This window comes from Anaerotignum sp. (genome assembly GCF_030625865.1).
Classification (GTDB): Bacteria; Bacillota; Clostridia; order Lachnospirales; family Anaerotignaceae; genus Chakrabartyella.
Window position 1 is genome coordinate 1 of sequence record NZ_DAOUQB010000029.1, and the last position, 16,772, is coordinate 16,772.

Below are 16,772 nucleotides of genomic sequence, written 5' to 3' on the forward strand. Positions count from 1 at the left end.
AGCAGGCGTTTGATGGTGACATCAGTAAAGATGTCGGAATGTCCGTCAAAAATCATATTACTCCTCTTTTCGTCTCTTTAAAATCTCTTATGTTTACGCGCCTAACAAATTTCCAATGACATAGCCCCGGGTACCAACTCACATGATAGGACCTACCAGCTTAACCCAACCCTTGGAAATTGCCATTGCCGCCGCTGTCGTAGGGCCGCCAATGTTCGCATTGGATGCAAGAATAATGTCTTCCAGATTGAATTTAAATAACTTGCCAAAAATAAAGCAGAAAAGCATATTTACAACAACCATAATTAAGCAAAATACAAATAGCATTGGAGCATTTTCCAAAATTTGTTTAATGGATGCAGGAACACCAATAACGAACAGGAACAAATAAATCAAATATGTACCAATTTCCTGGGTGCCTGCTGTTTTTTCAACATGCTTTGCACCAAATGTTGCAACAAGCATAGCTACTGTGGTCATAATTAAATATTTGTTACTTAATAATGCATTGATAATCTTCAAAGGGTCGTTGTTAGTAGGGATAATTACACCGAAAATTTTAGCAATTTCCACTGAAACCCAAACAATAATTGCACTGATTGCAAAATCAACTGCGATATCCCTTAAAGAGATAGGTTTTCTTTCCCAGTAAGCAGCAGCCTGTGTCTTTGCCGCCTCATCAACACCAACGCTTTCAACCTCATCCAAGTGGGGATGTTTGTAGGCTTTGCGGAAGAAGCTGATGCCGGGAATAGCAATCAATACAAAGAAGTAACAAGCCATCAAAAGGTTATCTGCTACTGTTGTTGCGGCCACAACCTCTCCCGGTATTTCGAAAGAACCTGCCAATGTAGCAAAGTTAACGCCACCGCCAATGTAAGAGCCTGTCATCATTGCAGCAACACTAGCCGGTTCAGGAACACTGTTTTTCAATAAATTGAATGCCAAAATTGCTGAACAAGTAGTGCCAATAGAGCCAATTAAAAAAATAAGCAATAATTTTCCTGATTCCTTCCAAATTTTACGGATATCACACTGCAGCAGCAACAGGGGAATAGCCAAAGGTACCACATAACCCCAAATAATGTCATCAAACCAAGGGGCATTTGTAGGAATAATGTTAAAGTTTGTTAGTAATAACGCACCAATCAGAGCAATAATTGCACCTGACAGCTTTGATGCCCAAGCCCATGTCTGTTCTGCATAAATGGAAAATGCAACCCAGCCACAAGTAATGGCCATGAGTGCCCACGTATTGTCAGCACTAATTAATGTTGTACCAGTCATAATATCTCCTCCTCCAAATAAAAATAAATCATGTAAAATTCCGCGTCTGCACTTTTGTTGCTGCAAAACAAAAATGTCAGAACAAGATTCCAAAAGAATCATTCAATATTTTGAATTAATTCAATATCTTGAATCTTTGTTCACAATATTATCACCATTTTTTAAACCTGTCAATAACTCATATAACAAAACATTTATATCTTTATTATATTTTTTTCTATTTATTTTCATGCAAAACAAAAAAAATGTACAAATTCAATCATAAATTTTTTGTAGTATTAAACAAATATCCTAAAATAAATATCAATGTTTTTTTTAATAATTTAATAACTTTTTTTATTCTAAAATTTAAAAGGCCATGTCCCCCGGACATGGCCTTCAATATATGAAACAATTAATTTTTTTGTTTTTCTCCAGGCAACCCTGCATAAACAAAACCTGTGGAAGCATCTACTGAAATCAATGCATCACCGGGAATAAAATCCGTTACTTTTGCATTACAAATAATCACGGGGATATCCAGTGCTCTTCCTGCAATTTCTGCATGACAGTCATCACTATGATCCATAGGACCCACAATAATGGCAGAAGCTTTTTGAATATAGGGCATAAAGTCATTATCCGTAGCTGATACAACCAGAATATCTCCTTTTTGAAAATTACGCTCCATATCCTCACGCATTCTTATGATTCTTGCTCTACCGCTGGCTTTTTTTGTCCCAACACCAATGCCTTTGCAAAGCACATCTCCAACGATATCCACACGAAGGGTATTGGTTGCTCCGCTTACACCAAGGGGCATACCCAATGCCAAGACAACCGTATCCCCGTTTTTCACAAGCCCGCTTGCCTGAATAATATTCATACCGGTATCAAAAACCTTTCCCTGGGGCAGTTTTTCTTTATGCAGCATTGGTTTGCATCCCCAGACCAAATTAAGCTGACGCCAAACTTGATCGGTCATAGTTGCTGCAACAATAGGACAAATGGGTCTATGCTTCGATATCATTCTTGCAGTAAAACCTGACTGTGTTATGGTGCAAATACAAGCTGTATTCAATTCCGCAGCCGTTGTACAAGCAGCAAAACTAATTGCGTTAGTAATATTGGTTGTAACACCATCCGGCTGTCTGGTTAATAATTTGCTGTAATTAATACTGCTTTCTGCCTTCTCCGCAATACGCGCCATGGTTGCAACAGCCTCAAGGGGGTAACTACCCGCTGCTGTTTCCCCAGAAAGCATAATAGAATCACTGCCATCAAAAATTGCATTTGCAACATCATTTGCTTCTGCTCTTGTTGGTCTTGGGCTATTGACCATGCTTTCCAGCATTTGTGTAGCCGTAATAACCGGCTTACTACGTTGGTTGGCCTTTGCAATCAACTGCTTTTGAACCAAAGGCACTTCTTCTGGAGGAATCTCCACGCCCAAGTCCCCTCTGGCAACCATAATACCGTCAGAAACCTCTAAAATTTCATCGATGTGGTCTACACCCTCTTGATTTTCAATCTTCGCAATAATATGAATGCCCTCGCCGCCATTATCCTCTAATACTTTTCTGATTCTTGTTACATCAGAAGCAGAACGAATAAAGGATGCCGCTACAATATCAAAACCATTTGCAATTCCAAATTTTAAATCATCAATATCTTTTTCTGTTAAAGAGGGTAAATTCAATCTAATGCCAGGCAAATTTACACCTTTTCTTGAACCAACCTTACCACCGTTTATAACGGAGCACTGCACCTCAGGGCCTGCAATGTGATCTACTTTAAGCTCAATTAAGCCATCATCAATTAATACTCGAGAACCGTTCTGTAAATCTTTCGGCAAATCTAAATAAGTTACAGATACCTTTTCCTTTGTTCCCTCCACTTCTTCCGTGGTTAATGTAAATTTGTCTCCCGGTTCCAGAAAAATTTTACCCTCGGCAAAGGTTTTAATTCTGATTTCCGGGCCTTTGGTGTCCAAAATCAACGGAATTGGCGCTCCCAGTTCCTCTCTGGCCTGCTTTAATTTTTTAATTGTTTCCCCGTGAGATTCGTAATTTCCGTGGGAAAAATTTACGCGGGCAGCATCCAACCCATTTTCAATTAATTTCTTCATAATTTCAACACTGTCGGTTGCTGGTCCCAGTGTGCAAACAATTTTTGTCCTGCGCATTGCAGTACCTCCTCTTTCTGTACAATTAATCTAATATAAAATGTAATTAAAAATTCTTAGATAAGTAGACGCTGGCTTTTGTTCTGAGAATCACTTTTCTTCCGCCGCAAAAGCCCCTTTCTTTTCCTAACTGTGTTTTCAACAGCCTATATGCAGTAGAAATTTCCAGCCTCCTGCATACGTTTCTTCAAATCCCTCGCCTTAATCGGCAAGGAATGGAAGAAAGTCTTGTCTTCGACTATACGTAAAATTATTTCATAATTTTACGTATAACGAACCATGTTTGCAACACCCGCATGCTCTCGGAGTTCTCTCCTCCTTCATGCGTTTCTTCAAATCCCTCTCCTTAACCGGCAAGGAATGGAAGAAAGTCCGTTAAATGGCAAGAATTTTAATTACATTGTATATATCTTGATTCAAATTTTTCTCCATCCCCATAGATTCCACCAGCTCAATGACCTCGTATCTTCCTTTATTAAAACTTACAACTTGATTTTGTTTTCCTTCCATAATGGCTTTTACGGCATGATAACCCATCATGGAAGCATGCATGCGGTCAATTGCTGTGGGACTTCCGCCTCTTTGCAAATGACCAAGGATGGTGGCTCTCGTCTGGATACCAGTAATATCTTGAATATCCTTTGCTAATTTCTGCGTGCCGCCAACACCTTCCGCAACTACAATCAAATTATGCCTTTTTCCAATGCTTCTGTTCTCTAAAATTTGCTGAATTACCCTCTGGCTATTTATAACATCCTTTGCTTCGGGAAACATAACATCCTCAGCGCCACCAACCATACCGCACCATACCGCAATATATCCGGCATCACGCCCCATAACCTCAACTACTGAACAGCGTTCATGAGAACTGGAGGTATCTCTCAATTTATTCAAAGCATCCATCCCTGTATTCACGGCAGTGTCAAAACCAATGGTATACTCCGTGCTATTCATGTCCAGATCTATTGTAGCAGGGATACCAATGCAATTGACCCCTAGCTTTGCCAATTCTGCCATGCCTTTATATGAGCCGTCACCACCAATAACAATTAATGCGTCCAATCCTAAAATTTTGTAAATCGCCGCTGCTTTGTTCAGCCCTTCTTCCGTCATCATTTCAGGACAACGTGCCGTATGCAAAATTGTGCCGCCTAAGTTCATCACATTGGATACATCTTTGCTATGCATCTCCTTGATTTCGCCATTAATCAGACCATTATAACCTTTGCGTATGCCGGTCACCTGAATATCGTTAAAAAGAGCCGTTCTTACGACTGCACGAATAGCAGCATTCATACCTGGGGCATCCCCACCGCTGGTTAACACACCGATTTTTTTAATCTTTTTCGTTTCCATCACATATTCCTCCTATCCCAAATTTATTCCTTCTCCGATTTTTCCGTATGAATCACACCAAATTGCGTATAAATTTCCGCCTCACCTCTTACTTTAATGGCAGAAGTATTCGAAGTAAACTGAGCAATGAGAACCTCACCTTTATCAAGTTTTTCCGTATGGTGAATTTTTGTAACCTCACCTCGTGTAACCCCGATGATGCTTACACCCTTTTCCAGTGCCTTCACACAAATATATGGGGTATTTTCTACACTCTTTTCCTCCATACGGCATCTCCTCCTAGCTGTCCTTTGCCACTACGTTGGCTTCTCCCAGTAAAAGCTTTAGCTCTTCCTGCAATTCCAAAGAACCATTTACCCAATACTTTCTTTCGGCTTTCATTTTATCTTTTGTTTTTTCTTGATAAATATAAACGGGAATATTCCCTTTATGTCTCATTAAAACCGCTATAATTTGCTGTAAAGAAATTTCTTTTCCGTTTTCAATTTTCAGCCACAAAGTCGTGGGTACTTTTTCTTCCTCCAACTGTAATACCTGAATTTGGGATGCAATGACTTTTGCTTCTCCATCAGCGGATACATTTGCTCTACCTTTAATCAGTATAACCGTTTCTTCCAGTAAAAGTTCGGAAAATTGCTGATAAACCTTTGGGAAAACAATGACTTCCACCGTTCCTCGAAAATCTTCAAGGGTTAAAAAAGCCATTTTGTCATTATTTCTTGTATATTTTACCGATACTCCTGCGATCATGCCCCCAATAATGACTTTGGTTTGATCCGCAATCTGCTGTCGCTCCTCGCCCTCTTCATCAGGCAAAAAATCCAAACTGTTGTGACTCGTTTTTCTGCTGAGTCTATCCTGATATTCTGCCAAAGGGTGACCGCTTACATAAATCCCCAAAACCTCTTTCTCCATTGCCAGCTTATCTCTTGGCTCATACTCTGCCACCTTCGGTAAGTCGTCCTGTAGCTGATAGCTTTCTTCTCCCATATCCATTTCAAATAAATTCAACTGCCCGGCAATATTATTCTTTCTCGCCTGCCCAATTCCATCCAAAATGCTTTTATATATGGCCATATATTGACTTCTGGCACCCCCCAAAGAGTCCATGGCCCCAGCTTTAATCAAGCTTTCAATACTGCGCTTATTGATTTCTCCCGTCTCCATTCGGTTACAAAAATCTGTCATAGACTGAAATGAAGCACCTTTTTTCCTTTCTGCAACCAAAGCATTTACAACACTGCGTCCCACATTTTTAATAGCGGCAAGCCCAAACCGTATTCTTCCTTTGGAAACAGAAAAGTGCCCATAACCCTCATTAATATCTGGCGGAAGCAATGCAATGCCCATTTTTTTGCATTCTTCAATATAGCTCGAGACCTTGCTTGCATTATCCATAACGCTTGTCATCAATGCCGCCATAAATTCCACAGGATAATGAGCTTTGAGCCATGCCGTTTGATAGCCAACAACGGCATAGCAAGCCGCATGGCTTTTGTTAAAGGCATACTTAGCAAAATCCGTCATTTCATCAAATATTTTTTCCGCAACTTCCGCCGGAATCCCGTGTTTTACGCAACCGGGAACTTCCTCCCCAACGCCATATACGAAATTTTTTCTTTCTTCAGCCATAACCGCTGCTTTTTTCTTACTCATGGCACGGCGTACCAAATCGCTTCGTCCAAGACTATAGCCCGCCAAGTCTCGCACAATTTGCATAACCTGTTCTTGATATACAATACAGCCATACGTATTTTGCAAAATGGGTTCCAAACTTTCATGGGTATATTGAATGTTCTCCGGGTTGTTTTTCCCCTTGATATACTTAGGGATAAAATCCATAGGGCCTGGGCGATACAAGGAAATCCCGGCAATCAAATCTTCCAGACGCTTGGGTTGAAGCTCTCGCATAAACTGTTTCATGCCCGCACTTTCCAACTGAAAAACGCCCTCCGTTTTCCCCTGACTAATCAGCTGATACACTTCCCCGTCATCATCAGGGATTGCATCAATATCTATGGCAACACCATGAATACGCTCCACTTCTTGCACTGCATTCTGAATCACCGTTAGGGTACGCAAGCCAAGAAAGTCCATTTTTAAAATACCCAATTCCTCTAAAAGCGTCATGGTGTATTGCGTGTTGACCTGCCCATCATTGGCACTCAAAGGCACATACTCCATCACCGGTTCTTTACAAATTACAACCCCTGCCGCATGGGTAGAGGAATGCCTTGGCAACCCTTCCAAACGCAAGGAAGTATCAATCAACCGATGGGTATCCTCTTCTGTTTCATATGCCTTTTGCATATCAGGGTTCATGGTTAGGGCTTTTTTAATGGTAATCCCCAATTCTGTGGGAATCATTTTGGAAATCCGGTCAACCTCTGCATAGGGCATAGCCAAAGCACGTCCTACATCCTTAATTGCTGCTCTGGCCGCCATAGTTCCAAAAGTAATAATCTGGGCAACGTGATCCTCCCCATACTTTTGAATTACATAGTCTATGACCTCCTGCCGACGCTCATAACAAAAATCAATATCAATATCCGGCATACTTACACGCTCAGGATTTAAAAACCGTTCAAATATCAAGTCATATTTTAATGGGTCAATGGTTGTAATAGATAAACAATAAGAAACCATACTCCCCGCCGCCGAACCACGCCCCGGGCCGACAATAATTCCGTTATCTTTTGCATATTTGATAAAATCCCAAACGATAAGAAAATAATCCACATAACCCATATTTTCTATGGTAGAAAGCTCATATTCCAAACGTTCTTTCCACTCTTGTTTGCCCTGGGGATATTTTTCCCGAAAACCCGCCTCACAAATTTCCCTGAGATACTGCTGGGCTGTTTTTCCCTCCGGTACATCAAACCTAGGAAGCTTTAATTCATGAAAACGAAAAGAGACATTACATCTTTCTGCAATTTTTGCTGTGTTTTCCAAGGCCTGCGGAGCATAGGAAAATAAATCATACATTTCCTCTGGACTTTTCACATAAAACTGATCGCCCTCATAACGCATTCTGTCATCATCCAAAACCGTTTTTCCCGTCTGAATACAAAGCAAAATATCGTGAGGTTCCGCGTCCTCTTTATAAATATAATGGCTGTCATTTGTGGCAATCAAAGGGATCCCTGTTTCCTCGCTCATGCGAACCAAGGCCATGTTAACCTGCTTTTGCTCCCTCATGCCATGATCCTGAAGTTCCAGAAAGAAATTTCCCTCTCCAAAAATATCCAAATACTCCAAAGCTGATTCCTTTGCCTTTTCATAGGAAACCGTTAATATATTTCTGGCAACCTCTCCAGCCAAACAAGCACTGGAGGCAATAATTCCCTTATGATACTTTTTTAAAATAGCTTTGTCAACCCTTGGTTTATAATAAAATCCATCAATAAATCCATAGGAAACCAGCTTTATTAAATTTTGATATCCCTCGTTGTTTTCAGCCAAAAGCACAAGGTGATAGTAACCCCCGCCTTTTCCATCCTTAACCAAGCGAGATTCTGCCGCCACATAAACCTCACAGCCGATTATAGGCTTCACCTCTGCCTCTAAAGCTGCCTTATAAAATTCTATAGCACCATACATCGCTCCATGATCCGTTATGGCAATGCTATCCATCCCCAACTCTTTTGTCCGTTGAACCAGTTCCTTTATCTTTGCAGAACCATCCAAAAGGCTATATTCCGTATGAACGTGCAGGTGCACAAAGGGCTTTGTCTGATTTGTATTTTCCATAAACTCCATTTTGCACCTCCTAAAACTAACTTTCGCAAATTTTGTTTTATTATATCATAATTTTCCTGTATAAAAAAGAGAAAAAATAATTTCCGTCCCGGTGGGTCAAAATCATCCCATGCAAAATTGTCTAAAATAGCCATTCAAATGTAATACTATTTTTTGCGCCTGCAGTAATTATAATTCCTTATTTGTAAACCCCATAAAATTTAAGAAAGATTTATCTATACTTTATCACAGTAAAAGCAAATGTAACATATTGAAATTGAAAAATTTGCGTCTAAAAAGTTAAGGGTTTTAAACCAATTTTATCATTGCTCAATGAAATGCTTTTCATAAGTGCAGATTTCCGAAAGAAGTTCCCCAAAAATCCATAAAAAAACAGCATACCATAACAGCACACTGTTTTTAAATTTCATCTTATTCATATCGTAATGCATCAACTGGGTCTTTTTTCGCAGCTTTTCTTGCAGGATATAGACCAAAACCCAAACCAACCATGGCAGAAAATGCAACAGCTACCAGTACAACAGTTGGCTTGACAACAACGCCAACCCCCACTACCATACCACCTATTGCAACAACAGAAATACCCAAAATAGTTCCGATAATACCCCCAGCCGCAGAAATTGCCGCTGCTTCAATCAAAAATTGAATCATAATATCTCGCGTTTTAGCGCCAAGGGCTTTTCGAATCCCGATTTCTCTTGTTCTCTCTGTTACAGATACCAGCATAATATTCATAATACCAATTCCGCCAACCACCAAAGAGATTGCCGCAATGGCTCCAACCACTGCAGAAAGAGAGCCCAGCATTTTATCTATGGTTCCCATTTCCTCCTTTGCCGAATAACAAACCACGTTCTCTACATCCTGGTTTTTCATTCTCGCAATGTAGGACTGTATTCTGCTTTGCAGCTGTGTCATATTCTGATCTTCAGCCATACAGAAATATAATGACCATTGACTTTCATTTTCGTCCAGCAGAATACTTTCCGGAACATAAGCACTCGCAAAGGAGCCACCACTCATCAGCTTCATCAGTGCCGAATCCGTATTTTGAAATACACCAATAACCAAAAGCTCTTCTACTTGGCTATTAATAGTAGATTTCACCGTTTTTCCCACGGCATTTTCCTGCCCAAAAATATTGAATGCAGTTGTGCTATCCAATACAACAAATTTTTTCTTTTCCAAAATATCTTTATCATTTAACATACGTCCATATATAATTTTAGGATCTTCCATTTCAGTAGGATTTTCTGCTAACCCCGATAAATATACAGTTTCCGTTTTTCTGCCAACCTTTAAATCAGTCCTTGTCGAACTGCGAAAGCCAGCATATGTAACCGCTCCGTCCATTCCCTCCTTCAATTGATCTGCATCTTCTTTTGTAAACAAATTGCTTTCTGTATAAACATCATCCGGAGACATAATATAAGCATAAGCCAAACCAGAACCAACTTTTTCATATTCACCCGCTACTACACTTCGCATTGTATCCCCTAACGATACAATGGCAATAACCGAGCTAATACCAATAATCATACCCAACATGGTTAAAAAGGAACGCATTTTATTGGCACAAATAGAAGACATTGCCAATTTAATATTTTCAAATATCATCCCTCCTTCACCACCTTTTCATCACTGACAATCTGCCCGTCTTGAAAGCGAATGATTCGTTTTGTGCATTGGGCAATATCCTCTTCATGGGTAACAACAACCACCGTTGCGCCCTCATCATTCAGTTTTGTAAAAAAGTCCATAATTTCATGAGAGGAACGGGTATCCAGATTACCTGTCGGTTCATCGGCAAGGATAAGGGCAGGGTCATTTGCTAACGATCTTGCAATGGCAACCCTTTGCTTTTGCCCACCGGAAAGCTCATTGGGCATATGATGCACTCTTTCGCCCAGCCCAACCTTTTCCAATAAAGCAGTGGCCTTCGCTTTTCTCTCTTCCCCCTTCATTCCCCCATAGATCATGGGGATCTCCACATTTTTCAAGGCAGATGTACGGGGAATTAACTGAAACGCCTGGAAAACAAAGCCGATTTTCTTATTTCTGATTGCCGAAAGATCGTCCTCACCCTGATTTACAATGGGAATGCCATCCAATAAATAAGTTCCTTGAAAACGTCTGTCCATACAGCCTAAAATATTCATTAAGGTAGATTTTCCTGAACCGGACTGACCCATAATTGCCACATACTCACCCTCGTTTATGGAAAGAGATACATTTCTCAGGGCATGCACCTGAATAGCCCCTGTGTCATAAATTTTATTTAATTCTTCTATTTTTATTACTTCCTTCATAACGCACCTCCTACTGAGGAATAACGGTCATTCCTTCCGTCAGCGCAAGGCTGGGGTTCAGAACAATCTGCTGTCCTTCGGTTAATTCACTCTCCTGAACTTCAATCAGAAGATCTGTTTCTAACCCAATTGTTACAGGCACGATATGAATCGTATTATCTTCCTTTACAGTATAAACTACAGTCGAGCCATCCTCCAATTCGCTTACCGCTTCATATGGCACAGTTAATACCTGATCTGCCTTTGCAATATGAATGGTTGCTTTCGCCGTAATACCTGCTATTAGTTTTTCATTTGCACCCACAACCTCTATGTAAACAGGAATTACCCTCTGTGTGGAATTTGCGCCCTTACTTTCACCCGTTGGAGAAATGCGAGTTACAACGCCTTCTATGCTTTCCCCATCCAAAATATCAGCTGTAATATCCACTTCCTGTCCTGTCTTAACCTTCGCAATATCCGTTTCATTTACCAACACCTTCATTTGTAACTTATCAATGTCTTCAATTACAAACATAGGCTTATCATCATCTGTTTCATCTGCAAAACGGCCGACCTTTGTATTCACACGGGTAACTGTACCATCAATCATACTGCGAATTTGACAATCTTCTAATGTTTCCGCTTCAATACTTATCTTGCGATTCATATTGTCCATTGTTTGTTTTTCAGAATCTGTTAAAACTGCAACATCATCCTTCACCGAAATGTCATCCAACTTTCTCTTTGCATCGTCCAATTCACTTTGGCTGGCTGCATTAATATCGAATAAAGCTTTAATGTCGTCATAATCCTTTTTTGCTTTATCATATTCTACCTGTCTATCCTCAAGCAACTCTTTTTGCTGCATTTGCAATAAAGTTTGTTCTCCTTTGCTAAGGCTCATCTGCTCCGTAAGATCAGAACTATCCAAAACGGCCAACAATTGACCTTTTTTTACTTTATCCCCTTCTTTAACCAGCAGCTGTTTTACTTCATAATGTAATTTTGACACAACTTCTGTACTTTCCGTTCCTTCTAAAACCGCTTTTAATTTTAAAACCTCTTCCATGTTTTGTTTTTCTACAAAAGAGGTGCTCACCATCATTCCCTCCGGTGCCTTATTTCCACCAAACACAACTTTTGCGCCAATAGCCACAACAATCAGTCCTGCAACGGCTATTAATATTTTCTTTTTCTTAGATAAAGCCATATAATTGCCTCCTCGGTTATTTTCATATGTTTTATTATATATTCCAAATACTAAAAAGTTTGGTAATATTTCTTAATATTCCTTTAATTTATTAAATTTTCTAATTTATGTAATATGTTCAATCCCATATTTGAAATATTGCCATACCTTTATACAATTAACTGAAGCGCAATAAAACCTTTGTTCTACAAAAAAAGCGAGAAGCAATGCTTCTCGCTTTAAAAATTAAATTATTTTAGAATTACTGATTAGCCAATCTCTTGTAGCTATCAAGTCTTTCTTTTGCATTTCTTTCAGATTCTGCAAAGAGAGCTTCTGCTTCTTCAGGGAATGTTCTTTGCAAAGCGCTGTAACGAACTTCGCTTAACAAGAAATCTTTGAAGCTTGCTATAGGTTCTTTGGAATCCAATGTGAAAGGATTCTTACCTTCTTCTTTCAAAGTAGGGTTGAATCTGTACATATGCCAGTAACCAGCATCAACAGCACGTTTGATTTCTGTCTGAGCACCGCTCATGCCGCCCTTCATACCATGGTTGATACAAGGAGAGTAAGCAATAATCAAAGAAGGACCGTCATACTGTTCAGCTTCCATCATAGCTTTTACTACCTGGTTCTTATCAGCACCCATAGCTACCTGAGCAACATATACATAACCATAGCTCATAGCCATCATACCAAGGTCTTTCTTTCTGATTCTCTTACCAGCAGCCGCAAACTGAGCAACAGCACCAACAGGTGTGGACTTGGAAGCCTGACCACCTGTATTGGAGTAAACTTCTGTATCGAATACAAGAACATTTACGTCTTCACCGGAAGCCAATACATGATCCAAACCGCCGTAACCAATATCGTATGCCCAGCCGTCACCACCAAAGATCCACTGAGATTTCTTAACCAGCTGATCCTGATTTTCAAGAACATAAGCAACGATAGTCTTAACTTCTTCATTGGAACCACTGTAAGCTTTCAAAGCTTCAACCAAAGCATCGGAAGCAGCTCTGGATTTCTCGCCGTCTTTCATTGTTGCAATCCATTCATCAGCAACTGCTGCGAAGGAAGCATCAACGGATTTCAAAGTTTCAAGTCTGTCCTTGAGACCTTCTCTCATTTGTTTAACAGCTGTTGACATACCCAAACCAAACTCTGCGTTATCTTCAAACAAAGAGTTTGCCCAAGCAGGACCACGACCGTCTTTATTTACTGTGTAAGGCATAGAAGGTGCGGAACCACCCCAAATAGAGGAACAACCTGTTGCATTTGCAACATACATTCTATCGCCAAACAACTGAGTTACCAATTTAGCATAAGGTGTTTCACCACAACCTGCACAAGCGCCGGAGAACTCAAGCAGAGGCTGTTCGAACTGGCTGCCTTTTACGGATGCCTTGTTCATAGGGTTAGCCTTATGAGCTACTACATCAATAGCATAATCCCAGTTAGCAACTTCAGCTTCCTGAGTTTCAAAAGGCTGCATTACCAGAGCCTTGTTAGGAGCAGGGCAAACTACAGCACAGCTGGAGCAACCCAAGCAGTCCAAAGGAGAAACCTGAATTCTAAATTTCAAATCGCCAAAACCTGCGCCTTTAGCAGCAACAGCCTTAAAGCCTTCAGGAGCTTTCGCCAATTCTTCATCAGTTACCAATACAGGTCTAATTGTAGCATGAGGACATACATATGCGCACTGGTTACACTGAATACAGTTTTCAGGAATCCATTGAGGAACATCAACTGCAACACCACGTTTTTCATATGCAGCTGTACCTGCAGGGAAAGTACCATCTTCTCTACCGGAGAATGCGGAAACAGGCAGCTTGTCGCCTTCCTGTGCATTCATAGGCTGAACAACATTCTTAACGAATTCAGTTGTTTTTCTTTCTGCTTTTACTTCTGTATCAACAGCATTAGCCCAATCAGCAGGGATTTCAACTTTAACAATGCCTTCTACGCCCTTATCAACAGCAGCATAGTTCATGTTCAGGATTGTATCACCCTTCTTGCCATAGGATTTCTTGATCGCTGCTTTCATATATTCTACAGCCTGTTCAATAGGGATGATGTTCGCAAGTTTGAAGAATGCAGACTGAAGAACAGTATTGATTCTGTTACCCAGACCAATTTCTTTCGCAATTGCAGTACCATCAATGATATAGAATTTTGCTTTCTTTTCTGCTAACTGTTTTTTAACCTTTGCAGGAAGCTTATCGCTTAATTCTGCAGGTGTCCAGTTAGTGTTCAGCAAGAATGTACCGCCTTCGTTCAATTCGGAAACCATATCATACAGATGAACATATTCCTGCTTATGGCAAGCTACGAAGTCAGCTGTTTTAACAAGGTATGTGGAACGAATAGGTTTTTTACCGAAACGTAAGTGAGATTGTGTAATACCCCCGGATTTCTTGGAGTCATAGCTAAAGTAAGCCTGAGCATACATATCTGTATGATCACCAATGATTTTAATGGAGTTTTTGTTAGCACCTACTGTACCGTCAGCGCCAAGACCCCAGAATTTGCAGCTGATTGTGCCGTCGCCTTCTGTTACGCTGATTTCCTTGCCAACTTCTAAGGAATGACCAGTTACGTCATCGATAATACCGATTGTAAAGTGGTTCTTAGGTTTGTCCTGAGACAAGTTAGCATATACTGCAATGAACTGTGCAGGAGTAACATCCTTGGAACCCAAGCCGTAACGACCGCCAATAACAACAGGAGCCTCATCTGCTTCAAACATAGCTGTACATACATCCATGTACAAAGGCTCGCCCTGTGCACCTGGTTCTTTTGTTCTATCCAATACAGCGATTTTCTTAGCTGTCTTGGGAATAGCTTCCAACAGTTTTTCAGGAACAAAAGGTCTGTACAGATGAACTTTTACCAAACCAACTTTTTCGCCTTTTGCTGTTAAATAATCAATGGTTTCTTCGATTGCTTCACAAGCGGAACCCATAGCTATGATAACTCTGTCAGCATCGGGAGCACCATAGTAGTTAAACAACTTGTAATCTCTGCCTGTGATTCTGTTGATTTCGCCCATATATTCTTCTACAATTTCAGGAAGCGCATCATAGAATTTGTTTGCAGCTTCACGAGCCTGGAAGTAAATATCGGGGTTCTGTGCTGTACCTCTGATTACAGGATGTTCAGAGTTCAAGGAATTTCTCTTGTACGCATTTACTGCATCCATGTCGACGATTTTAGCCAATTCATCATAATCAACACATTCAACTTTCTGAATTTCATGGCTGGTTCTGAAGCCATCAAAGAAGTGAAGGAAAGGTACTCTGCCTTTAATTGCACACAAATGCGCAACACAGCCCAAATCCATAACTTCCTGAACGCTGTTGGATGCCAACAAAGCGAACCCAGTCTGACGGCAAGCCATAACGTCGGAATGATCACCGAAGATGGACAATGCCTGTGCTGCTAAAGCACGTGCAGATACGTGGAATACGCCGGGAAGTAATTCACCAGAAATTTTATACATATTAGGAATCATTAACAACAAACCCTGAGATGCAGTGTATGTTGTTGTCAACGCACCTGCAGCCAAAGAGCCATGTACAGTACCAGAAGCGCCTGCTTCGGACTGCATTTCTACAACTTTAACAGTCTGTCCAAAAAGATTCTTTTTACCATTTGCTGCCCAATCGTCTGTTTTTTCAGCCATTGGGGAAGACGGTGTAATAGGGAAAATCCCTGCTACTTCTGTAAACGCGTAGGAAGCAAATGCAGCTGCTTCGTTACCGTCCATCGTTTTCATTACTTTAGACATTCGTACTTCCTCCTTACAAATTATAAAATTATAGTCTGTTTTTGCCAGGGAAAACCTGCCTGCCGTTCTCAGTTCAAGTCCCTGCCGTTTCAGAAGAATGGTAAATATTTGTCAGAGTTATTGTCAGACAATTATCAATCTTATCTTCTGTAAAAACGGTTGTTTTTTTACACGTTCATTATACAATCAAACTTTTCTCTTTTCAACTATTAAAAAAAATTTCAGCGTTATGTTTCTAACAAAACGCTTTTTGTTATCTTTGCTTAATACATTCTACCAAAAATAACTATTTTTATGCATTTTTAAAATAAAATGAAGAATTTTTGGCATTTTTATGTCTGACAAGCAGTCTGTTTTATAAATATTCATCGCATAAAAACTCTCTAGGCACTTCAGTTTGACAATGTGCTGTCAATATATTTTTTATTTTTTTATTAAAAAATTTCCTCCTACTTCAAAACGTTAAAGAAAAAAAAATTCTATCGTCTTTAGATTATCACGAAACGTTTTTTTAGTGAAAGAGATGAACAAAACCAGTATTTTTGACAATATTCTACTTTCTAAACTCAACATATAAAACCCTAAAAAGCCTGTAATCATAGGGTTTCCAGTTTGATTTCGAAGGGAATCCATGATGCTTTTTTTCCCTATGTTAAAAGGCATCCCCAACCCTTTTCTTCATATAACTTTGCTACTAATATCCCTATTAGCATCATTCCCAACTCATAGACAAAGTGATTAATCCAGGGATTTCTTCTTTATAGTAACTCTCGAGTAGGGACTCATCATACTTAATAAATATCCATGAAGTTGCATCAATCATACATTATTTTTTCTAAATACACCCTATTTTATTGTTATTAATAAAACAGTCTTTTGCATTTTTTTGTAGAAATTAAGCGCTTTTTAGGAAAAAACTCATTCCGGATCCAA

Annotated in this window: 9 protein-coding genes; all 9 read right to left on the reverse strand. The window is 39.9% G+C overall.

Annotation, left to right across the window (positions count from 1 at the left end; translation table 11 throughout):
- Positions 1-138: 138 nt before the first annotated feature.
- Positions 139-1,287, reverse strand: a complete 1,149-nt coding sequence (locus tag P9Q65_RS09350) for a DUF819 family protein (RefSeq protein ID WP_304509152.1) — start codon at positions 1,285-1,287, stop codon at positions 139-141.
- 394 nt (positions 1,288-1,681) lie between these two features.
- Entirely contained in the window at positions 1,682-3,451 is a 1,770-nt protein-coding gene (pyk, locus tag P9Q65_RS09355; protein ID WP_304509153.1) for a pyruvate kinase, read from the reverse strand.
- A 375-nt stretch (positions 3,452-3,826) separates the two neighbouring features.
- Positions 3,827-4,807, reverse strand: a complete 981-nt coding sequence (gene pfkA, locus P9Q65_RS09360) for a 6-phosphofructokinase (RefSeq protein ID WP_304509154.1) — start codon at positions 4,805-4,807, stop codon at positions 3,827-3,829.
- 23 nt (positions 4,808-4,830) lie between these two features.
- Positions 4,831-5,073, reverse strand: a complete 243-nt coding sequence (mtrB, locus tag P9Q65_RS09365; RefSeq protein WP_304509156.1) for a trp RNA-binding attenuation protein MtrB — start codon at positions 5,071-5,073, stop codon at positions 4,831-4,833.
- A 13-nt stretch (positions 5,074-5,086) separates the two neighbouring features.
- Positions 5,087-8,569: a DNA polymerase III subunit alpha gene (locus P9Q65_RS09370; RefSeq protein ID WP_304509157.1), complete on the reverse strand. Its 3,483-nt coding sequence runs from the start codon at positions 8,567-8,569 to the stop codon at positions 5,087-5,089.
- 411 nt (positions 8,570-8,980) lie between these two features.
- Complete coding sequence (locus P9Q65_RS09375; protein WP_304509158.1) at positions 8,981-10,186, reverse strand: ABC transporter permease; 1,206 nt, start codon at positions 10,184-10,186, stop codon at positions 8,981-8,983.
- Positions 10,183-10,878 (reverse strand): ABC transporter ATP-binding protein, encoded by a 696-nt coding sequence (locus P9Q65_RS09380; protein WP_304509159.1) that lies wholly within the window; start codon positions 10,876-10,878, stop codon positions 10,183-10,185. Before P9Q65_RS09380 ends, P9Q65_RS09375 begins: the two co-directional genes overlap by 4 nt.
- Before the next feature lie 10 nt (positions 10,879-10,888).
- Positions 10,889-12,070, reverse strand: coding sequence for an efflux RND transporter periplasmic adaptor subunit (locus tag P9Q65_RS09385; RefSeq protein ID WP_304509160.1), 1,182 nt, complete (start codon positions 12,068-12,070; stop codon positions 10,889-10,891).
- A 241-nt stretch (positions 12,071-12,311) separates the two neighbouring features.
- Positions 12,312-15,839, reverse strand: coding sequence for a pyruvate:ferredoxin (flavodoxin) oxidoreductase (gene nifJ / locus P9Q65_RS09390; RefSeq protein WP_304509161.1), 3,528 nt, complete (start codon positions 15,837-15,839; stop codon positions 12,312-12,314).
- Positions 15,840-16,772 lie beyond the last annotated feature (933 nt).

Bases quoted from the DNA above. Each gene is read 5' to 3' on its own strand.
- pyk (WP_304509153.1), bottom strand. From the start codon at position 3,451: ATGCGCAGGACAAAAATTGTTTGCACACTGGGACCAGCAACCGACAGT.
- mtrB (WP_304509156.1), bottom strand. From the start codon at position 5,073: ATGGAGGAAAAGAGTGTAGAAAATACCCCATATATTTGTGTGAAGGCA.
- P9Q65_RS09370 (WP_304509157.1), bottom strand. From the start codon at position 8,569: ATGGAGTTTATGGAAAATACAAATCAGACAAAGCCCTTTGTGCACCTG.
- pfkA (WP_304509154.1), bottom strand. From the start codon at position 4,807: ATGGAAACGAAAAAGATTAAAAAAATCGGTGTGTTAACCAGCGGTGGG.
- P9Q65_RS09375 (WP_304509158.1), bottom strand. From the start codon at position 10,186: ATGATATTTGAAAATATTAAATTGGCAATGTCTTCTATTTGTGCCAAT.
- P9Q65_RS09385 (WP_304509160.1), bottom strand. From the start codon at position 12,070: ATGGCTTTATCTAAGAAAAAGAAAATATTAATAGCCGTTGCAGGACTG.
- nifJ (WP_304509161.1), bottom strand. From the start codon at position 15,839: ATGTCTAAAGTAATGAAAACGATGGACGGTAACGAAGCAGCTGCATTT.
- P9Q65_RS09350 (WP_304509152.1), bottom strand. From the start codon at position 1,287: ATGACTGGTACAACATTAATTAGTGCTGACAATACGTGGGCACTCATG.
- P9Q65_RS09380 (WP_304509159.1), bottom strand. From the start codon at position 10,878: ATGAAGGAAGTAATAAAAATAGAAGAATTAAATAAAATTTATGACACA.